A 21380-nucleotide genomic window follows, 5' to 3' on the forward strand; every position below is an offset into this window, starting at 1 on the left:
GTTGAAACCTCTATTTGATCAGGTCGATCATTTGCCCTTGTGGGAGCGAGCCTGCTCGCGAAAGCGGTGTATCAGCCACTATTAATGCTGGATGAAATATCGCTTTCGCGAGCAGGCTCGCTCCCACAAGGTTTACGTGTTTATTCCTGGATCACGTCGGCACCCTTGGGGATGTCGAACTTGAACTTCGATGCCGATACCGGCTCGTTGGCCTTGACCCCGGTAAACAGGATGTTGGTGCGCTGGCCGACGCTGTCGATCAGTTGCATATCGTTGAGCAGACCGTTGCGGAACGACAGACGCAGGTTATCGAACAGAGTGTCTTTGGTTTTCGGCTTGAGGGTGAAGTCGATCACGCCGCCCGCCTCTTTCGCGCTGATATCAAAGCTCTGGCTGATCTTCGACACATCACCGGACAGCAGCAGCGCCGGGGTTTGGGTCAGACGCTCGTCGAGCTTCTTGATGGTCGCCTGTTCCAGATCCGGGTCCCACAGGGTGACTTTCTTGCCGTCGGAAACCATGGTCTGCTCGTTTGGCGCATTGGTGTGCCAGTAGAACAGGCCAGGACGCTGCAGGGTCATGTCGCCGGTGGTTTCCTGCAACTGCGTGCCGCTGCCGTCGAGGGTCAGCTGCGAAAAGTTCGCGCTCAGGGTCTTGGATGTTTCCAGCAATTGGGTCAGACGCGCCACGTCCTTTTGATCGGCGTGGGCCGTGAGAGTGGTCAGCGCCAGTACTGGCAGCAGCATGCGGATAAGACGCATGGGAGTCCTCTTGAATACTCGTTGGGAGAGCGGCGGCACATCATTGTCCCGCCTCTTGCGTTTGCAATCAGTCGCGTACCGGGCCCGGGGCCAGGACTTCACGGGAACCGTTGGTGTTCATCGAGGTGACGACCCCGGCCATTTCCATGGCTTCGATCATCCGAGCGGCGCGGTTGTAGCCGATCTTCAGCTTGCGCTGTACAGCGGAAATCGAGGCACGACGGCTTTCCAGTACAAACTGTACAGCTTCATCGTACAGCGCGTCGGCTTCCGGATCATCGCCGTCGCCGCCACCGCTGCTGCCTTCAAAACCGCTGCCAGCTTCTTCGACACCGTTGAGGATGTCATCGTTGTATTCCGGTGCGCCGCGCAGTTTCCACGCTTCGACCACACGGTGTACCTCATCGTCGGATACGAATGCACCGTGAACCCGAATCGGCAGGCTGGTGCCCGGCGGCATGTAGAGCATGTCACCGTGACCGAGCAGTTGTTCGGCGCCACCCTGATCGATGATGGTGCGGGAGTCGATCTTGCTCGACACCTGGAACGCCATACGCGTCGGAATGTTGGCCTTGATCAGACCGGTGATCACGTCCACCGACGGCCGCTGGGTCGCGAGGATCAAGTGAATACCGGCAGCACGGGCCTTCTGGGCGATACGGGCGATCAGTTCTTCAACCTTCTTGCCGACGATCATCATCATGTCGGCGAATTCGTCGACCACCACGACGATGGTCGGCAGTTTCTGCAGCAGCGGCGCTTCGTCGTGAATGCTTTCACGCTTGTACAGCGGATCGCTCAACGGCTCGCCGGCATCCTGCGCTTCCTTGACCTTGGCGTTGAAGCCGGACAGGTTACGCACGCCCATCTTCGCCATCAGCTTGTAGCGGCGCTCCATCTCGGCAACGCTCCAGCGCAGGGCATTGGCAGCGTCTTTCATGTCGGTCACAACCGGGCAAAGCAGATGCGGAATGCCTTCGTAGATCGACAGTTCCAGCATTTTCGGGTCGATCATGATCAGCTTGGCGTCTTCCGGGCCGGACTTGAACAGGATCGACAGGATCATCGCGTTCACACCCACCGACTTACCGGAACCGGTCGTACCGGCCACCAGCAGGTGCGGCATCTTCGCCAGGTCAGTAATGACCGGCTTACCGCCGATGTCGTGACCCAGCGCCAGGGTGACCGGCGATTTGAAATTGTCGTATTCAGGCGTCGACAGCACTTCGGAGAAGCGCACGATCTGCCGGTCTTCGTTGGGAATCTCGATACCGACGGTGGTCTTGCCCGGAATCACCTCGACCACCCGCACACTGGTCACGGCCAGGGAACGTGCAAGGTCTTTGGCCAGGTTGGCGATGCGGCTGACTTTGACACCGGCGGCAGGCTGGATTTCGTAACGGGTAATCACCGGGCCCGGGTGAATCGAATCCACCGTGACCTCGACACCGAACTCCTTGAGCTTGATCTCCAGCAAATGGCCGACCGCCGCCAGGGATTCCGGTGAGTAATTGAGTTGTTTCTTTTCCGCAGGATCAAGAATCGAGATCGGCGGCAAGGTGCCTTCCACAGCGCTGTCGACGAACAACGGCACCTGCTTCTCTTTCTGCACGCGCTTGCTTGGCTCGGGCGCCTTGGCCGGCGCCGGGGCGATAACCGGCGGCACTTGTTTCTCGCGGTCGGACATGTGCTTGCTCAGGGCTTGCTCACGTTCGATCAGGCGTTCTTTGACTTTGGCTTGTTCGCGCTTGTCAGTGACCGTCGGCGCGACCACGTCATGCACGCGATCGTCGACTTCACGCAATTGCGCAACCAGTTGCTTGCGCTCGGTACGGGCCGACCACCAGCGATTGAGCGCGCCTTGAAACAGTTCGAACAGATCAAGGGTGATCTTGCCGGTGATATCCATCACCTTGAACCACGACAGATCGGTAAATACTGTCAGGCCAAACAGGAACAGCGCGATGAACAACAGGGTGCTGCCCTGAATATTCAGCGCATTCTTCGCCAGATTGCCGAGGCTTTCGCCCAACGCGCCACCAGCCCCCGCCGGCAGGCCCGAGGCCGCGTGAAAGTGCAGATGCGCCAGCGCAGCGCCAGACAGCACCAGAAACACCAGACCGATCAGACGCCAGGAAAACAGCCAGCCGCTCCACTGCCACGGCTCGTGGCGCTGGCGGAAAATCTGGTACGCCTTGATCGCCAGCAGCAACGGGAAGATATAGGCGAAGTAACCCAGCACCATGAACAGGATGTCGGCGCTGTAGGAACCCGCCGGGCCGCCGAAATTCTGTACGTCATCGATCTTGCTGTTGTGGCTCCAGCCTGGATCGTCCTTGCCGTAGGTCAGCAAAGCCATCATCAGGAACAGGCACAAGGCACCGATGGCGATCAATGCACCTTCCTTGAGCCGGTAGTGCAACTGTTGGCGCCAGAGCGGGACGACTGTTTTTGGTGCTTCGGTGGATTTCTTCAAAACGCTTCTTTTCCTGCGCCCGAGGCGCGTCCATCTATTGAATGACGATAAAAAACTGCCCAATCCAGGCAGGTAAAAAAGTGAACGAGCGCAACTGAGACTACTTTTAACACTGTGCTGCCGCTTTTATAAATACAGCGCACGGCGAACATTCTGTAACAGCCCGGCATTGTACGGGTTTGTGCGTGCGATGCCATGCTTCAAGCCCCAGGATCGAGCATAGTCAAGCACACACAAGCCGAGACTCAATTTGAGCATGCATTACCTTTTGTGACAAAGGCTTATGAGGTCTATTTGATGAACGTAGCGAAGCATTCACGCCTGATCATCCTCGGCTCCGGCCCGGCCGGTTACAGCGCTGCCGTGTATGCCGCCCGCGCCAACCTCAAACCCGTGGTCATCACCGGCCTGCAGGCCGGTGGCCAGCTCACCACCACCGTCGAGGTCGACAACTGGCCCGGTGACGTCGAAGGCCTCACCGGCCCGGTGCTGATGGAGCGCATGCAGAAACACGCCGAACGCTTTGCCACAGAGATCGTTTACGACCACATCCACACCGCCAAGTTGCAGCAGCGCCCGTTCGAGCTTATCGGCGACAGCGGCACTTACACCTGCGACGCACTGATCATTGCCACCGGCGCCTCGGCGCAGTATCTGGGCTTGCCCTCGGAAGAAGCCTTCGCCGGCAAAGGCGTTTCCGCCTGTGCGACCTGTGACGGCTTCTTCTATCGCAATCAGGTGGTCGCCGTGGTCGGCGGCGGCAATACGGCGGTTGAGGAGGCACTTTACCTGTCGAACATCGCCAGGGAGGTGCACCTGATCCATCGTCGCGACAAACTGCGTTCGGAGAAAATCCTTCAGGACAAACTGTTCGAGAAAGCTGCGAACGGCAACGTGCGCCTGCACTGGAACCAGAATCTCGACGAAGTGCTCGGCGATGCCAGCGGCGTCACCGGCGCGCGACTGCGGGACAGTCATACCGGCGAAACCCGCGAACTGGCGTTGGCCGGCGTATTCATTGCCATTGGTCACAAGCCCAACACCGACCTGTTCCAAGGCCAGTTGCCGATGCGCGACGGCTACTTGCGGGTCAAGGGCGGCAGCGACGGCGACGCCACCGCCACCGAGATTCCCGGGGTGTTTGCCGCCGGTGACGTGGCCGACCACGTTTACCGCCAGGCGGTAACGTCAGCCGGTGCCGGGTGTATGGCCGCACTGGATGCCGAGAAGTATCTGGACGACATTCCTGTCATTTAACGGCACACTTTATCGCGGGCCAGACGCCCCACCGCCCTCCCCTTCTGTAAGCCTGGATGCCATGCTGACTTGGTTACAACGTAATTCCCTGACTTTTCCGCCGCTGGAAAAGGCCATGCGCGACCCCAACGGATTGCTGGCTGCGGGTGGCGATTTGTCGGCCGACCGGCTGATTCAAGCTTATCGCCATGGCTGCTTTCCATGGTTTTCCGAGGAACAGCCGATTCTCTGGTGGTCGCCGGATCCGCGCACCGTCTTATTTCCCGACGAACTGCATGTCTCGCGCAGTCTCGGCAAACTGCTGCGCCAGGAACGCTATCAAGTCACCTTCGATCAGGATTTCGATGCCGTGATCCGCGCCTGTGCCGCACCACGGGATTACGCCGATGGCACCTGGATCACCGAGGCGATGCAGGACGCCTATGTCGAACTGCATCGTCGCGGCTTCGCGCATTCGGTGGAGGTCTGGGATCAGGGCGAACTGGTCGGTGGCCTGTACGGCCTGGCGATGGGCCAACTGTTTTTTGGTGAATCGATGTTCAGCCGCGCCGACAATGCCTCGAAATTCGGCTTTGCCACCCTTGTGCGGCACCTGAAAGACTCGGGATTCGTGCTGATCGATTGCCAGATGCCGACCGATCATCTGCACAGCCTCGGCGCCAGAGCCATTCCCCGCCAGGAATTCGCCGACTATCTGGCCCGCCATCTGGACCAACCCAATCGTGCCACCTGGGTTTGCTGAGCGACTTTTGCGCGCGTGGCTTACACTTAATTCACCAGCTTATCCCGAGGGTTGATCATGACCGAGTTGGCGCGATTGAAGTTCTATGCCACTCAGCCTCACTCTTGCAGTTATCTGCCCGAGGAGCAGGCCACGACCCTGTTTCTCGATCCGAGTCAGCCCATGGATGTGCATGTCTACGCAGACCTGTCGGAAATGGGCTTTCGTCGCAGCGGCGATCATCTGTACCGGCCGCATTGCCAGAACTGCAATGCGTGCGTGCCTGCGCGCATTCCCGTGGCGCAGTTCATGCCCAATCGTCAGCAGAAGCGGATTCTCAAGCGCAATACGGATTTGCAGGTGCGCCCGGCCAAACCGCAATTCAGCGAAGAGTATTTCGACCTGTATCAGCGTTACATCGAACAGCGTCATGCAGACGGCGACATGTACCCGCCGAGCCGTGATCAGTTCGCGACGTTTCTGGTCCGCGACTTGCCGTTCTCGCGCTTTTACGAGTTCCGACTCGACGGACGGTTGCTCGCCGTGGCGGTTACCGATTTGCTGCCCAACGGTTTGTCAGCCGTGTACACCTTCTACGAACCCGCCGAAGAACGCCGCAGCCTTGGCCGATTTGCCATCCTCTGGCAAATCGCCGAGAGCCAGCGCCTCGGGCTTGAGGCGGTCTACCTCGGTTACTGGATCAAGAACTGCAAAAAGATGAACTACAAGACGCAATATCGCCCCATCGAATTGCTGATTAATCAGCGCTGGGTGATCCTCAACTAAACCCAAGCCGTAAACCCCTTGGCGTAAACCCCATTTTTCGGGCACAATGCACGCCGCTTTTGCCTGGCGCAGTTGCACCGGGCCATTCATTGGATACCGAGGGCTTTACTGCATGTCGAAAGAAGACAGCTTCGAAATGGAAGGCACTGTCGTCGACACCCTGCCCAACACCATGTTTCGTGTGGAGTTGGAAAATGGGCACGTCGTAACCGCGCATATTTCCGGCAAGATGCGCAAGAACTACATTCGTATTCTTACCGGTGACAAAGTGCGCGTCGAGCTGACGCCCTATGACTTGAGCAAAGGGCGCATCACTTACCGCGCTCGTTAATCAAGTCAATACAGAACGCCCGGTTTATGCCGGGCGTTTTTGTGTCTGCGCTTTGTTGGTTTTGTGTGTATATCCGTTTTTTTGGGTGCGACCGCTGGCGGTTTCGCTCTTACAGCGAGTCCCTTTTTCAAACGCCAAAAAGGAACCAAAAGGCTTTGCCCCTGGCGTACGGCACTTCGCTGAGGCTCAGCGTTCCCTCGCTACGGTGTCCATCCGGGGGCATCGCCTACGGTTTGCTTCGCTGCACCTCCTCTCGATGTATGCGGCTACGCCGCACGGCGCTGCGCGCCTACCCCCGGATGAACACCTACGCTCGGCCTGCCGATGGGGCAAAAGATCAAAAACCACATCAAAAGCCAAAGCCAGATCAAAAGCCCCTCACCCTAGCCCTCTCCCGGAGGGAGAGGGGACTGACCGAGTTGTTTGGGAGAACTACTCCGACTTGGGATATCGAGTTGAACGCGAATTTTGAGAGACTCACCATCGGCTCCCTCTCCCTCGGGAGAGGGCTGGGGTGAGGGGCGAATCCACCACAAATCCAAAGCCGACCACGCTGTGCTCCTCACCACTCAACAGGATGAGCGTTAGCTCGGCTGCAGCTTTTGATCTGTAAGGCGACGTCGGAAGGCTGAGTGGAGGGATTGATCCGGGCGTGGGAGCGCAGCGACCGTTTGGCGCAGCCAAACACAGCGAGAGGAGGTGCAGCGAAGCAAACCGTAGGCGCTGCGCCCGGATCGATCCCGCAGCGAAGGAACCCCGAGCCCCAGCGAGCGGGCCGCACGTAGGAGCAAGCGTTTTTTGCTTACTTTTTTTGGCGTTTGAAAAAAAGTGAGTCGCCGTAAGGGCGAAACCGTAATAAGCCATCACCGCAGCAACGGATATTCACCCAAAAAACCCAAACGACAAATAACAAAAAGGCGCCCGAAGGCGCCTTCCAAATCAACATCAAACCGTCAGGCCATCTCAGCCGTGGTCTCGAAGTCAAACGTCAACTCACCATCCTTGATGTCGATGTGCACCACACCGCCATGCTCGGCCAGCTCGCCAAACAGAATCTCCTCCGCCAACGGACGCTTGATCTTGTCCTGGATCAGACGAGCCATCGGACGCGCACCCATCGCCGAGTCATAACCACCCGCCGCCAGCCAACTACGCGCAGCATCAGTGACCTCAAGCAACACACGCTTGTCTTCCAACTGCGCCTGAAGCTCGGTAAGGAACTTGTCCACCACACTTTTGATGACCTCATGACTGAGGCGACCAAACTGGATAATGGTGTCCAGACGGTTACGGAACTCCGGCGTAAAGCTCTTCTTGATCACTTCCATCGCATCAGACGAGTGGTCCTGATGGGTGAAACCGATCGAAGCACGCGCCGCTGTTTCGGCACCAGCGTTGGTGGTCATGATCACAATTACGTTGCGGAAGTCCGCCTTGCGCCCGTTGTTGTCGGTCAGCGTACCGTGATCCATCACTTGCAACAGCAGGTTGAAGACTTCCGGATGCGCCTTCTCGATTTCATCAAGGAGCAATACGCAATGCGGCTGCTTGGTGATCGCCTCGGTCAACAGACCGCCCTGATCGAAACCGACATACCCAGGAGGCGCACCGATCAGACGCGACACGGTGTGACGCTCCATGTATTCGGACATGTCGAAGCGAACCAGCTCGATCCCCAAGGCCTTGGCCAATTGCCGCGCAGCCTCGGTTTTACCAACACCGGTCGGGCCTGCGAACAGGAACGAACCGACTGGCTTGTCGGGTGATTTAAGCCCGGCACGCGACAGCTTGATCGCGGTCGACAGCGAATCGATCGCCGCGTCCTGACCAAACACCGTCAGCTTCAGGTCACGCTCCAGGTTACGCAGCAGCTCCTTGTCGGAACTGGTGACGTGCTTCGGTGGAATCCGTGCGATTTTCGCCACGATGTCTTCGACCTGTGGCACTTCGATGCGCTTCACGCGTTTTTCGACCGGTTGCAGACGCTGATAGGCGCCCGCCTCGTCGATCACGTCGATGGCCTTGTCCGGCATGTGCCGGTCGTTGATGTAGCGCGATGCCAGCTCAGCAGCGGCGCGCAACGACTCATCGCTGTATTCGATGTTGTGGTGCTGCTCGAAACGCCCTTTCAGGCCGCGCAGGATACCGATGGTGTCTTCCACCGACGGCTCGACCACATCGACCTTCTGGAAGCGACGCGCCAGGGCACGGTCCTTCTCGAAGATGCCACGAAATTCCTGGAACGTGGTCGAGCCGATGCAGCGAATGTCGCCAGACGACAGCAGCGGCTTGAGCAGGTTCGAAGCATCCATCACGCCACCGGAAGCAGCGCCGGCACCGATGATGGTGTGGATTTCGTCGATGAACAGGATTGCCTGCGGACGTTTTTTCAGTTCGTTGAGCAGCGCCTTGAAGCGCTTCTCGAAATCACCACGATACTTGGTGCCCGCGAGCAGAGCGCCAAGGTCGAGCGAGTAAACAACGCTGTTGGCCAGCAGGTCCGGCACCTGATTATCAACAATGCGCTTGGCCAGGCCTTCGGCAATCGCGGTTTTACCCACGCCCGCCTCGCCTACCAGCAGTGGATTGTTTTTGCGCCGGCGCGCGAGAATCTGCGCGACACGCTCGACTTCCGACTCACGGCCGACCAGCGGATCGATACGACCCTGGCGCGCGAGTTCGTTGAGGTTGCTGGCATAAGCATCCAGAGGATTGCCTGAAGAAGAAGACTCACCGCCCTCGTCGTCCTGCATATCTTGTTCACCTTCAGAGTGATCGCCATGCCCCGGCACTTTGGATATGCCATGAGCGATGTAATTGACGACATCGATGCGCGCAACGCTCTGCTGTTTCAGCAGGAACACTGCCTGACTCTCTTGCTCACTGAAGATTGCGACCAGCACGTTGGCGCCAGTCACTTCGCGTTTGCCCGAGCTCTGTACGTGGAAAACAGCACGTTGCAGTACACGCTGGAAGCCCAGGGTTGGCTGGGTTTCACGATCTTCGTCATGAACGGGGATCAATGGCGTGGTGGAGTCGATGAACTCCTGCAGGTCATGCTTGAGTTTGTCGAGGTTTGCGCCACAGGCACGCAAAACGGTGGCGGCAGCCTCATTGTCCAATAGGGCCAGCAAAAGGTGTTCGACGGTCATGAATTCATGACGTTTCGAACGAGCCTCCTTGAAGGCTAGATTGAGGGTGACTTCGAGCTCGCGGTTTAACATAGCTTCACCTCATACCCAAGTGGTCGGCGATTAACCGTCCTTCTCGATTTCACAGAGTAGCGGATGCTGGCTTTCCCTGGCGTACTGGTTGACCTGCATGGCCTTTGTCTCGGCGATGTCGCGGGTAAACACTCCACATACTGCCCGCCCTTCTGTGTGGACGGCCAGCATGACCTTGGTCGCCAGCTCGCGATTCAGGTTAAAAAACACCTCGAGCACTTCGACGACGAAATCCATCGGTGTGTAGTCATCATTAAACAAAACCACCTTGTACATCGGCGGCGCCTGTAACGCAGGCTTTGCTTCCTGAACAGCAACGCCTGCCGAATCGTCGTCGTGCTCCTCTGGAAGATCCTTTTGGAGAAGCGGGCGATCCTGATTGAATGTTAGTCGAATCTGGCTGATTGCATGCATGGAAAGAAAGGTTCGTCAGTTGTGCAAATACAGTGGTGGGGGCGGCTGTCCACGTTTTCAACTCCGACTGCCCGGTCACCTTGACTATCGGGAAAACGGTGTTACAACCAATAGAACCCACAGTGGGTAAAAAAGATCCGCGGAGTCAATTCTTTTAACGAATAAGATTGCGGATGAATTGGATGATACTCCAGCGATGGAGTCTGTTGCAGAGGGATTTGAGCATGGCTGTCGGCAAGGTGAAATGGTTCAACAATGCCAAGGGATTCGGCTTTATCAATACCGACGCCCGCGAAGGCCGCGATGAAGACGGAAAAGAGATTGATTTCTTTGCGCACTACTCCGCCATTCAGATGGACGGGTATAGAACCCTCAAGGCTGGACAACTGGTGAGTTTTGAGATTGTTCAAGGCCCCAAGGGGCTGCATGCCCTAAAAATCACAAACGTCATCATTGAACCATCCAGCCCCTCTGAGAGTGCTGCTTTTGGCGCTGCCGCTGCTGCTGCCGCCGCAACTGCCAAAGCGTGAGCTGACTGATCTTCACCTGAATACCCCAAGCAATAAAAAACCGCCTGACTCAATGAAGAATCAGGCGGTTTTTATGTGCCCGCGTTTTACATATGCGAAATCAGCGCATCGCCGAAGCCCGAAGACGAAACCAGCTTGGCCCCATCCATCAGACGTTCGAAGTCATAGGTCACTGTCTTGGCACCAATGGCGCCGTTGGTGCCCTTGATGATCAGATCCGCCGCTTCGGTCCAGCCCATGTGGCGCAGCATCATCTCTGCAGAGAGAATCAGCGAACCCGGGTTGACCTGATCCTTGCCGGCGTACTTCGGCGCAGTACCGTGGGTGGCCTCGAACATCGCCACGGTGTCGGACAGGTTGGCGCCCGGCGCGATGCCGATACCGCCCACTTCCGCCGCCAGGGCGTCGGAGAGGTAGTCGCCGTTCAGGTTCAGGGTCGCGATCACATCGTATTCGGCCGGGCGCAGCAGGATCTGCTGGAGCATGGCGTCGGCGATGGCATCTTTGACCACAACGTTCTTGCCGGTTTTCGGGTTTTTGAACTGCATCCACGGACCGCCGTCGAGCAGGGTCGCGCCGAATTCTTCAGCGGCCACTTCGTAGGCCCACTCTTTGAAGGCACCTTCGGTGAACTTCATGATGTTGCCTTTGTGCACGATGGTCAGCGAATCGCGGTCGTTATCGACCACATATTGCAGGGCCTTGCGCGCCAGACGCTTGGTGCCTTCCAGCGAAACCGGCTTGACGCCGATGCCGCAGTTTTCGTCGAAACGGATCTTGGTGACGCCCATTTCTTCTTTAAGGAATTTGATGACCTTGGTGGCTTCCGGCGAACCGGCCTTCCACTCAATGCCCGCATAGATGTCTTCGGAGTTCTCGCGAAAAATGGTCATGTCGACGTCGCCGGGCTTTTTCACCGGGCTTGGCACGCCTTCAAACCAGCGCACCGGGCGCAGGCAGACGTACAGGTCGAGTTGCTGACGCAGGGCCACGTTCAGCGAGCGGATGCCGCCACCGACCGGGGTGGTCAGCGGGCCTTTGATGGAAACCACGTAATCCTTGACGGCATCGAGAGTTTCCTGAGGCAACCAGGTGTCCTGATCATAAACCTGAGTGGCTTTTTCCCCGGCGTAGACTTCCATCCAGGAAATCTTGCGTTTACCGCCGTATGCCTTTTGAACTGCAGCATCGACAACCTTGATCATCACCGGGCTGATGTCGACACCAATGCCGTCACCTTCGATGAAGGGGATGATCGGGTTATCAGGAACATTGAGAGAATGGTCTGCATTGACGGTGATTTTGTCGCCGACGGCTGGAACCTGAATCTTCTTGTAACCCATGCTGAACTCCATTGTTTGGATTGAACATCTGGCTTGGTCCGAGCGTAACCCAGTTAAATCAACACGCAAACCCTCTGTTCGTGGCGCGCCTACATCTCGTTTCGTACAAGCCTGAAAGCAAAGGGAAAAGCGCCAAACTCAAGCATTCGCGACGACTCTACGCCCGACCCCGCCCTGCGACCTTTAGACCAATGGACGAGAATCGTTGCATATGAACCATCGGCAGATTGCCAGCTACCTATGTATAATGCCGCCCGCTGACCACAGGGTCACGACGGCTGGCCTCTCTAGCACGAGACTTTCCGCCTGATTGGTCGGGTTGTTACCGCAGTCCGACTGCTTGACGCTCTACTGATGCACCCAACATCACCGCGAAGAATCTCGACATTCGGTTCATGGATGACTTTGAACGAACGCGCTTACCCGGCGCCCCTCGAGTTTCTGCGCACGCTTTAGCAAAGAAGAGAGAGTTAATCCGAATATGCCCACCCGCTCGAAGATCATCTATACCTTCACCGACGAAGCTCCAGCCCTCGCCACCTATTCCCTGCTGCCGATCATCGAGGCTTACACCGCCTCGGCCGATATCGCCGTGGAAACCCGCGATATCTCTCTTGCAGCACGTATTCTGGCCAGCTTCCCCGAGCAACTGGGCGACAAAGCCGTAGCCGACCACCTCGCCGAACTGGGCGACCTGGCCGTTACGCCTGAAGCCAACATCATCAAGCTGCCGAACATCAGCGCTTCGGTGCCACAGCTGCAAGCCGCGATCAAAGAGCTGCAAGCTCAGGGTTACAACCTGCCGGACTACCCGGAAACCGTGACCAGCGACGCCGACAAAGATGCCAAGGCGCGTTACGACAAGGTCAAGGGCAGTGCCGTGAACCCGGTTCTGCGTGAAGGCAACTCCGACCGTCGTGCACCGCTGTCGGTGAAGAACTACGCGCGCAAGCACCCGCACAAAATGGGCGCCTGGGCCAAAGACTCCAAGTCCCACGTCGCTCACATGAGCACCGGCGATTTCTACGGCAGCGAAAAAGCTGCCCTGATCGACGCCGCTGACGCCGTGAAGATCGAGCTGATCACCAAGGACGGTACCGCTACCGTTCTGAAAGAAAAAACCACCGTTCAGGCTGGCGAGATCCTCGACTGCGCCGTGATGAGCAAAAACGCCCTGCGCGCGTTCATCGCTGCTGAAATCGAAAGCGCCAAGGCCCAAGGCGTGCTGCTGTCGGTTCACCTGAAAGCGACCATGATGAAGGTCTCCGACCCGATCATGTTCGGCCAGATCGTTGCCGAGTTCTATAAAGACGCCCTGACCAAGCACGCTGACGTGCTGGCCGAGATCGGCTTCAACCTGAACAACGGCATCGGCGATCTGTACGCGCGCATCAAAGCCCTGCCGGCCGAGCAGCAAGCGCAGATCGAAGCCGACATGGCCGCCGTCTACGCTGCTCGTCCATCGCTGGCGATGGTCAACTCCGACAAAGGCATCACCAACCTGCACGTGCCGAGCGACGTGATCGTCGACGCCTCGATGCCGGCAATGATCCGTGACTCCGGCAAAATGTGGGGCACCGACGGTCAACTGCACGACACCAAGGCTGTGATCCCGGATCGTTGCTACGCGACCATCTACCAGGCTGTGATCGAAGATTGCAAAGCCAATGGCGCTTTCGATCCGACCACCATGGGCAGCGTGCCAAACGTTGGCCTGATGGCGAAGAAAGCCGAAGAGTACGGCTCGCACGACAAGACTTTCCAGATCAAGGCTGACGGCGTGGTTCGCGTCACCGACAGCAAGGGCAACCTGCTGATGGAACAGGCTGTTGAAGCCGGCGACATCTTCCGCATGTGCCAGACCAAAGACGCGCCGATCCAGGACTGGGTCAAACTGGCCGTCAACCGTGCTCGCGCGAGCAGCACGCCAGCGATCTTCTGGCTGGACCCGATGCGCGCTCACGATGGCGTAGTGATCGAGAAAGTTCAGGCTTACCTGAAGGATCACGACACCACCGGTCTGGACATCCAGATCATGGCGCCGGTCGACGCCATGAAGTACACCCTGCAGCGCACCCGCGAAGGCAAGGACACCATTTCGGTGACCGGCAACGTACTGCGCGACTACCTGACCGACCTGTTCCCGATCATGGAACTGGGCACCAGCGCCAAGATGCTGTCGATCGTGCCGCTGATGAACGGCGGTGGCCTGTTCGAAACCGGCGCCGGCGGTTCGGCACCGAAGCACGTGCAGCAACTGGTTGAAGAGAACTTCCTGCGCTGGGATTCGCTGGGCGAGTTCCTCGCACTGGCAGCGTCCCTTGAGCACCTGGGTGTGAACTACAACAACCCGAAAGCCTTGGTGCTGTCGAAAACCCTGGATCAGGCCACCGGCCAGTTCCTCGACAACAACAAGTCGCCATCGCGCAAAGTCGGCAACATCGACAACCGCGGCAGCCACTTCTATCTGGCGATGTACTGGGCCCAGGCCCTGGCTGCCCAGACTGAAGACGCTGCACTGCAAGCGCAGTTCGCGACTCTGGCCAAGACTCTGACCGAGAACGAAGCAACCATCGTTGCCGAGCTCAACGCCGTTCAGGGCAAGCCAGTCGACATCGGCGGTTACTACCACGCCAATGCCGAGCTGATCAGCAAGGCCATGCGCCCAAGCGCAACCCTCAACGCGGCGATTGCTGCGCTGGTTTAAGGTTGTAAAGGGAACATCACAAACCCCGGCCTCGTGCCGGGGTTTGTGTTTCCAGAGTTCACACTTCCCCTGTGGGAGCGAGCTTGCTCGCGAAGGCGGCGGGTCAGTCAATGAAAATGTTGAATGATAAACCGCATTCGCGAGCAAGCTCGCTCACACAGGGGATTGGGTTTCAACCAATAGATTGAGGAAGGTTTTATGGAATGGCTCCCCCACATCACCGTCGCCACCATCGTCGAGGACAACGGCCGCTTCCTGATGGTCGAGGAACACAAGGCTGGGCGTAACGTGCTCAACCAGCCCGCCGGCCATCTCGACCCGGACGAAACCCTGATCGACGCCGCCGTGCGCGAGACCCTCGAAGAAACCGGCTGGGACGTCGAACCTACCGGCGTGATCGGCATATACCTGTACACCGCACCGAGCAACGGCGTGACTTACCAGCGCGTGTGCTTCAGCGCCAAAGCCGTGGAACATCACCCCGACTACCAGCTCGATGACGGCATCGTCGGCGCCAAGTGGCTGACCCGTGACGAATTAATCGCCCAGCGCGACAACTGGCGCAGCGAGCTGATCATCCGTTGCATCGACGATTATCTGGCCGGCCATCACTTCAGCCTCGAACTGATCCGCCCTTCTCTTTAGCCTTGAGGCCGCGAGCCTGCTAGAATCGCGTCCTTTTTCAAGACACTCATTGAATCCCTATGCGTGATCCAGCCCCTTCTGACACATCCAAGAAGCGCGTCATTGTCGGCATGTCCGGCGGCGTGGACTCTTCCGTTTCCGCTCTCCTGCTGATCGAGCAGGGTTACGAGGTGGAAGGCCTGTTCATGAAGAACTGGGAAGAAGACGACGGAACGGAATACTGCACCGCCATGGACGACCTGGCGGATGCTCAGGCTGTCTGCGACAAGATCGGCATCAAGCTGCACACCGCCAACTTCGCCGCCGAGTACTGGGACAACGTGTTCGAGCACTTCCTGGCCGAATACAAGGCCGGCCGTACGCCGAACCCGGACATCCTCTGCAACCGCGAGATCAAGTTCAAGGCGTTTCTCGACTACGCCATGATGCTCGGCGCCGACCTGATCGCCACCGGTCACTACGTGCGTCGTCGCGACATCGATGGCCGCACCGAACTGCTCAAAGGCCTCGATCCGAACAAGGATCAGAGCTACTTCCTGCACGCCGTCGGCGGTGAACAGATCGCCAAGACCCTGTTCCCGGTCGGCGAACTGGAAAAGCCGGAAGTGCGCGCCATTGCCGAGAAATACGAGCTGGCGACCGCCAAGAAGAAGGATTCCACCGGGATCTGCTTCATCGGCGAGCGGCGCTTCAGCGACTTCCTCAAGCAATACCTGCCGGCGCAACCGGGCGAAATCAAAACCACCGAAGGCGAAGTCATCGGCCGTCACCACGGCTTGATGTACCACACCATCGGTCAGCGCCAAGGTCTGGGCATCGGCGGTTTGAAAGACGCCGGCGATGAGCCTTGGTACGTGCTGCGCAAGGATCTCGACACCAACGAGCTGATCGTCGGCCAGGGCAACAACCATCCGTGGCTGTTCTCCAGCGCCCTGCTCGCTTCGGAAATCTATTGGGTCAACCCGATCGACCTGAGCCAGCCGCTGCGCCTGACCGCGAAAGTGCGTTATCGCCAGAGCGATCAAGCCTGCACCCTGGAAAAAACCGCCAGCGGCTACCGCGCCGTGTTCGACGAACCGCAACGCGCGGTGACGCCGGGCCAGTCCGTGGTGTTCTACGACGGTGAAATCTGCCTAGGTGGCGGCGTGATCGAAGTGGCCGAGCCGTGGAGCGGCCAGGCATGAGCCCGACTCAGGAGCAACTGACGGCGCTCGGCGGCGTGTTTCTCGCCGCCGTGCTGGTCGACCGGATCGCCAAGACCGGCCAGACCAGCGAGGCCGGCCTGAGCTGCATGCTCGGCAGCCTGCTCGTGCGCGACCCGAAGGATACGCTGGACGTGTACGGCGGCGACGACATCAATTTGCGCGAAGGTTACCGTGCACTGATTGGCGCCCTTGAACGCGACCCGAGCACGCTGCAACGCGAGCCGCTGCGTTATGCCCTGTCGATGCTCGGCCTGGAACGTCAACTGGCCAAGCGCAACGACATGCTCGACATCATCGGCAAGCGCTTGCCGCAGATCCAGTCGCAAGTCGAGCATTTCGGCCCGGCCCACGAAAACGTGGTCGCGGCTTGCGGCGCGCTGTACCAGGACACCCTGAGCACCTTGCGCCAACGCATTCAGGTGCATGGCGACATGCGCAATCTGCAGCAGCCAAGCAACGCCTCGAAGATTCGCGCCCTGCTCCTCGCCGGCATTCGTTCAGCGCGCCTGTGGCGGCAGCTCGGCGGCCATCGCTGGCAGTTGGTGATCAGCCGGCGCAAGCTGCTCAAAGAGCTGTATCCGTTGATGCGCAGCGAGTAAATCGCCGCGCAATAAAAGCTTTGTAGTCTGTAACGCGTAATACGCCGGTCAGTTGGCAACGGACCGGCGGATTTTTTCATGTATGATACGCGCCCCATTTCGTTGCCCGACTGTCCGAGAACACCCCATGCAGCTTTCTTCGCTCACTGCGGTTTCCCCTGTTGACGGCCGCTACGCCGGCAAAACCCAGGCCCTGCGCCCGATTTTCAGCGAGTACGGCCTGATCCGTGCCCGTGTTCTGGTTGAAGTGCGCTGGCTCCAGCGCCTGGCCACCCACGCTGGTGTCCCTGAAGTGCCAGCCTTCTCCGCCGAGGCCAACGCCGTTCTCAATGAACTGGCTGAAAACTTCTCGCTGGAGCACGCCGAGCGCGTCAAAGAGATCGAGCGCACCACCAACCACGACGTCAAAGCGATCGAATACCTGCTCAAGGAGCAGGCGGCCAAGCTGCCGGAGCTGGCCAAGGTCAGCGAGTTCATCCACTTTGCCTGCACCAGCGAAGACATCAATAACCTGTCCCACGCCCTGATGCTGCGCGAAGGCCGTGACGACGTGATGCTGCCGCTGATGCGCCAGACCGCCAACGCGATCCGCGAACTGGCCATCCGTTTCGCTGACGTGCCAATGCTGTCGCGCACTCACGGTCAGCCGGCTTCGCCGACCACTCTGGGTAAAGAGCTGGCGAACGTGGTTTACCGTCTCGAGCGTCAGATCGCTCAAGTCGCTGCCGTGCCGCTGCTGGGCAAGATCAACGGCGCTGTCGGTAACTACAACGCCCACCTGTCGGCCTACCCGCAGATCGACTGGGAAGCCAATGCCCGCGCCTTCATCGAAGACGAGCTGGGCCTGGGCTTCAACCCGTACACCACGCAGATCGAACCGCACGACTACATCGCCGAGCTGTTCGACGCCATCGCGCGCTTCAACACTATCCTGATCGACTTCGACCGTGACATCTGGGGCTACATCTCCCTGGGTTATTTCAAGCAGCGCACCATCGCTGGCGAAATCGGTTCGTCGACCATGCCGCACAAGGTCAACCCGATCGACTTCGAAAACTCCGAAGGCAACCTGGGCATCGCCAACGCACTGTTCCAGCACCTGGCGAGCAAACTGCCGATCTCCCGCTGGCAGCGCGACCTGACCGACTCCACCGTACTGCGTAACCTCGGTGTCGGCTTCGCCCACAGCGTGATCGCGTACGAAGCCAGCCTCAAAGGCATCAGCAAACTGGAGCTCAACGAGCAGAAGATTGCCGCTGACCTCGACGCTTGCTGGGAAGTGCTGGCTGAGCCGATCCAGACCGTGATGCGCCGCTACAACATCGAAAACCCGTACGAGAAGCTGAAAGAACTGACCCGCGGCAAGGGCATCAGCCCTGAAGCGTTGCAGACTTTCATCGATGGCCTGGACATGCCTGCCGAAGCGAAAGCCGAGCTCAAGCAACTGACCCCGGCCAACTACATCGGCAACGCTGTAGCGCAAGCCAAACGCATCTGATCGACCGCTTGATCCGTTTGAGACGCCCGGCCGCGCCGGGCGTTTTTATTCCCGTCTGAAAAGTGCTTTTTTTCAATAGGTTACATATGAATTCCGATATTCCTCTTCAACTTCTGGGCGGCCTCACAGCACGCGAATTCCTGCGCGACTACTGGCAGAAAAAGCCACTGCTGATCCGTCAGGCGATTCCTGACTTCGAAAGCCCGATCGACGCCGACGAACTGGCCGGCCTGGCCCTGGAAGAAGAAGTCGAATCGCGCCTGGTGATCGAGCACGGCGAGCGTCCATGGGAACTGCGTCGCGGCCCGTTCGCTGAAGACGAATTCAGCAAATTGCCGGAAAAAGAGTGGACCCTGCTGGTTCAAGCCGTCGACCAATTCGTCCCGGAAGTCAGCGAACTGCTGGAAAACTTCCGTTTCCTGCCGAGCTGGCGCGTCGACGACGTGATGATCAGCTTCGCCGCCCCGGGTGGCAGCGTCGGCCCGCACTTCGACAACTACGACGTGTTCCTGCTGCAAGGCCACGGCAAGCGCAACTGGAAAATCGGCCAGATGTGCGATTCCGAGAGCCCGCTGCTGCAACACGCGGACCTGCGCATCCTCGCTGAATTCCACGAGAACGAAGAATGGGTACTGGAACCGGGCGACATGCTCTACCTGCCGCCGCGCTTGGCGCACTGCGGTGTCGCGGTCGATAACTGCATGACCTACTCGGTCGGCTTCCGCGCACCAAGCGCTTCCGAAGTGCTGACTCACTTCACCGACTTCCTCAGCCAGTTCCTGACTGATGAAGAGCGCTACACCGACGCCGACGCACAGCCTGCAGCCGATCCACACCAGATTCAGCACGATGCACTGGATCGCCTGAAAGCCCTGCTTGCCGAACACATGAGCGACGAGCGCCTGCTGCTGACCTGGTTCGGCCAGTACATGACCGAGCCGCGCTACCCGGAACTGGTGGCCGGCCCGGAAGAAATCGAAGAAGAAGATTTCCTCGCCGCCCTGCAGGATGGCGCCATTCTCATCCGCAATCCGAGCGCACGCCTGGCCTGGTCGGAAGTCGATGACGACCTGCTGCTGTTTGCCAGCGGCCAGAGCCGTTACCTGCCGGGCAAGCTGCGCGAACTGCTGAAGCTGATCTGCGCCGCCGACGCCCTGCACACCGACAACCTCGGTGAGTGGCTGAACGACGAAGACGCTTGCGGCCTGCTGTGCCAGCTGGTCAAGCAAGGGAGCCTGGGGTTCGCCGATGAATAAGATTCGCGTACGTGTCGCAGACTGGCAGAAGGACATCGCCGAGATCCGGCGCATTCGTGAAACGGTGTTCATCGCCGAGCAATCGGTGCCACCTGAGCTGGAATGGGACGCGGACGATGCGACCGCCGTGCATTTTCTGGCGTTTGAAGGCGACTTTCCGATTGGTACTGCGCGCCTGTTGCCTGATGGGCACATTGGCCGCGTTTCGGTACTGAAAGACTGGCGCGGGATGAAGGTCGGTGATGCGCTGATGCAAGCAGTCATCGCTGAAGCTGAAGCGCGTGGCTTGAAGCAGCAAATGCTCAGCGCTCAGGTGCAGGCCACGGCGTTCTATGAGCGCCTCGGCTTCAGCCTGATCAGCGAGGAATTCCTCGAAGCCGGGATTCCGCATGTCGACATGGTTCGGCATTCGGGTTGAGACCGCGGCGCGGCTTTCGCGAGCAGGCTCGCTCCCACAGGGGATCTCCAGCGGACGCGATATTTGTGTCAGACAGAGATTTAATGTGGGAGCGAGCCTGCTCGCGAAGAGGCCAGCAAGAACACCGCAAAACGCCCTGCCATTTTCGGATGCCGGGGCGTTTTGCTGTCTACGATTCAACTTGCCCCACCCAAGGCCGACAAACTGGCAATATCAAGACTTTCGAAAGCGGAGATAACGGACATGTCCCTACGCACCCTGCTCACCACCCTGCTGCTCGGTTGCAGTTTTTCGGTGATGGCAGCCACAGAAATCGTGCCCCTCAATTACCGCACCAGTACTGACATGCTGCCGATGGCGCAAGACTTCCTCGGCAAGGACGGTCAGGTCAGCGCCTATGGCAACCAACTGATCATCAAGGCCGAGCCGGACAAGATTCAGGAACTCAAGGCACTGATCACCCAACTCGACACGGCGCCGAAACGCCTGCTGATCACCGTCGACACCAATGAAAACAATGGCCGTGGCGACGAAGGTTATTCGGTCAACGGCGCCCAACCGAACCAGACCCGCATCATCAGCCGCAGCACCGCCAGCCGCGACGGCGGCGTGCAGCAAGTACAGGCCACCGATGGCATGCCGGCGCTGATTCAAGTCGGGCAAAGCGTGCCGATCACCAGTAGCCAGAGCAACTCCTATGGCGATTACAGCAGCCAGACCCAATACCGCAACGTCACCCAGGGTTTCTATGTCACCGCCAGCGTCACCGGCGACATCGTTCACCTGGCAATCAGTACCAACCGTGACCGCATGAGCCAGGAACGTCCCGATGTAGTGAACGTGCAAAGCACCGACACAACGGTCAGCGGGCGCCTTGGTGAGTGGATCACCCTCGCCGGCGTGAATCGCCAGACTCAGGCCGACAAACAGGGCCTGACCCGCAGCTACTCGACTCAAGGCCGGGATGACATGACCTTGCGGGTCAAAGTCGACGCCCTGGACTAAAGCACCGAAAACTGACTGATTAGTCGTATTAGACGAAAGATGTAGTGCTTGAAAAAAAGCACTACAAAACGTTTGACGGGGTAAAAAAGCGAAGGCATGATGGCCTCGCTCCCGCTAATCAGAGGCCCTGGCAAGGGCCTTCGAAGCGATGTTCGCACCTACCCCGCGAACCGCTTCGTGTCTGTACCGCCCACAAGGTGTGTT

Annotated in this window: 18 protein-coding genes and 1 pseudogene; 14 read left to right on the forward strand and 5 right to left on the reverse strand. The window is 58.7% G+C overall.

The genetic code is table 11. The annotated features are described in order from the left end of the window. Positions 1-140: 140 nt before the first annotated feature. Both lolA and CLU80_RS02150 read right to left on the reverse strand, forming a co-directional pair. Complete coding sequence (gene lolA / locus CLU80_RS02145) at positions 141-761, reverse strand: outer membrane lipoprotein periplasmic chaperone LolA (protein ID WP_099756638.1); 621 nt, start codon at positions 759-761, stop codon at positions 141-143. 67 nt (positions 762-828) lie between these two features. Beyond that, positions 829-3237: a DNA translocase FtsK gene (locus CLU80_RS02150; protein WP_034155142.1), complete on the reverse strand. Its 2409-nt coding sequence runs from the start codon at positions 3235-3237 to the stop codon at positions 829-831. Positions 3238-3534: 297 nt separating this feature from the next. On the opposite strand from CLU80_RS02150, the gene trxB reads away from it, so the two are divergent. The 4 genes from trxB to infA all read left to right on the forward strand — a co-directional run bounded on the left by trxB (position 3535) and on the right by infA (position 6332). Further along, entirely contained in the window at positions 3535-4494 is a 960-nt protein-coding gene (gene trxB / locus CLU80_RS02155; RefSeq protein ID WP_093434300.1) for a thioredoxin-disulfide reductase, read from the forward strand. A 61-nt stretch (positions 4495-4555) separates the two neighbouring features. Beyond that, complete coding sequence (gene aat / locus CLU80_RS02160; protein ID WP_099756639.1) at positions 4556-5236, forward strand: leucyl/phenylalanyl-tRNA--protein transferase; 681 nt, start codon at positions 4556-4558, stop codon at positions 5234-5236. Positions 5237-5293: 57 nt separating this feature from the next. After that, complete coding sequence (locus CLU80_RS02165) at positions 5294-6001, forward strand: arginyltransferase (protein ID WP_093434294.1); 708 nt, start codon at positions 5294-5296, stop codon at positions 5999-6001. 112 nt (positions 6002-6113) lie between these two features. Then, positions 6114-6332, forward strand: a complete 219-nt coding sequence (gene infA / locus CLU80_RS02170) for a translation initiation factor IF-1 (RefSeq protein WP_002553999.1) — start codon at positions 6114-6116, stop codon at positions 6330-6332. A 953-nt stretch (positions 6333-7285) separates the two neighbouring features. On the opposite strand, the gene clpA is transcribed toward infA, so the two are convergent. Together clpA and clpS are read right to left on the reverse strand one after the other, a co-directional pair. Then, positions 7286-9556 carry an ATP-dependent Clp protease ATP-binding subunit ClpA gene (gene clpA / locus CLU80_RS02175; RefSeq protein ID WP_016987404.1) on the reverse strand — a complete coding sequence of 757 codons (2271 nt, stop codon included), beginning with the start codon at positions 9554-9556 and terminating at the stop codon, positions 7286-7288. Between the two features lie 30 nt (positions 9557-9586). Beyond that, a complete protein-coding gene (clpS, locus tag CLU80_RS02180; RefSeq protein WP_016987405.1) occupies positions 9587-9970 on the reverse strand; it encodes an ATP-dependent Clp protease adapter ClpS in 384 nt (127 codons plus the stop codon). A 224-nt stretch (positions 9971-10194) separates the two neighbouring features. Here clpS and CLU80_RS02185 point away from each other — a divergent pair, with 224 nt between their 5' ends. Next, on the forward strand, positions 10195-10500 hold the full coding sequence (locus CLU80_RS02185) for a cold shock domain-containing protein (protein ID WP_099759334.1): 306 nt from the start codon (positions 10195-10197) through the stop codon (positions 10498-10500). Between the two features lie 86 nt (positions 10501-10586). Here the strand turns inward: CLU80_RS02185 and icd are convergent, their stop codons facing one another. Next, positions 10587-11843, reverse strand: a complete 1257-nt coding sequence (gene icd / locus CLU80_RS02190) for an NADP-dependent isocitrate dehydrogenase (protein WP_034155137.1) — start codon at positions 11841-11843, stop codon at positions 10587-10589. A gap of 481 nt (positions 11844-12324) precedes the next feature. On the opposite strand from icd, the gene CLU80_RS02200 reads away from it, so the two are divergent. From CLU80_RS02200 to CLU80_RS02235, 9 genes and pseudogenes are all read left to right on the forward strand, one after another. Beyond that, positions 12325-14550, forward strand: coding sequence for an NADP-dependent isocitrate dehydrogenase (locus tag CLU80_RS02200; RefSeq protein WP_099756640.1), 2226 nt, complete (start codon positions 12325-12327; stop codon positions 14548-14550). Positions 14551-14621: 71 nt separating this feature from the next. After that, positions 14622-14720: pseudogene (locus CLU80_RS30110) on the forward strand (metal ABC transporter ATP-binding protein); the annotation flags it as partial. Between the two features lie 28 nt (positions 14721-14748). Then, positions 14749-15195: an NUDIX hydrolase gene (locus tag CLU80_RS02205; RefSeq protein ID WP_099756641.1), complete on the forward strand. Its 447-nt coding sequence runs from the start codon at positions 14749-14751 to the stop codon at positions 15193-15195. A gap of 59 nt (positions 15196-15254) precedes the next feature. After that, on the forward strand, positions 15255-16379 hold the full coding sequence (gene mnmA / locus CLU80_RS02210) for a tRNA 2-thiouridine(34) synthase MnmA (protein ID WP_003223826.1): 1125 nt from the start codon (positions 15255-15257) through the stop codon (positions 16377-16379). Then, positions 16376-16999: a high frequency lysogenization protein HflD gene (gene hflD / locus CLU80_RS02215; protein ID WP_016987411.1), complete on the forward strand. Its 624-nt coding sequence runs from the start codon at positions 16376-16378 to the stop codon at positions 16997-16999. The genes mnmA and hflD overlap by 4 nt, the downstream gene beginning before the upstream one ends. A gap of 127 nt (positions 17000-17126) precedes the next feature. After that, entirely contained in the window at positions 17127-18497 is a 1371-nt protein-coding gene (gene purB / locus CLU80_RS02220; RefSeq protein WP_099756642.1) for an adenylosuccinate lyase, read from the forward strand. Positions 18498-18583: 86 nt separating this feature from the next. Next, positions 18584-19753 (forward strand): ribosomal protein uL16 3-hydroxylase, encoded by a 1170-nt coding sequence (locus CLU80_RS02225; RefSeq protein WP_099756643.1) that lies wholly within the window; start codon positions 18584-18586, stop codon positions 19751-19753. After that, positions 19746-20171: a GNAT family N-acetyltransferase gene (locus tag CLU80_RS02230; RefSeq protein WP_099756644.1), complete on the forward strand. Its 426-nt coding sequence runs from the start codon at positions 19746-19748 to the stop codon at positions 20169-20171. Before CLU80_RS02225 ends, CLU80_RS02230 begins: the two co-directional genes overlap by 8 nt. A 243-nt stretch (positions 20172-20414) precedes the next feature. Then, positions 20415-21176 carry a secretin N-terminal domain-containing protein gene (locus CLU80_RS02235; RefSeq protein WP_099756645.1) on the forward strand — a complete coding sequence of 254 codons (762 nt, stop codon included), beginning with the start codon at positions 20415-20417 and terminating at the stop codon, positions 21174-21176. Positions 21177-21380 lie beyond the last annotated feature (204 nt).

The organism is Pseudomonas sp. 29 (assembly GCF_002754355.1).
In the GTDB taxonomy this organism is placed as follows: Bacteria; Pseudomonadota; Gammaproteobacteria; order Pseudomonadales; family Pseudomonadaceae; genus Aquipseudomonas; species Aquipseudomonas neuropathica.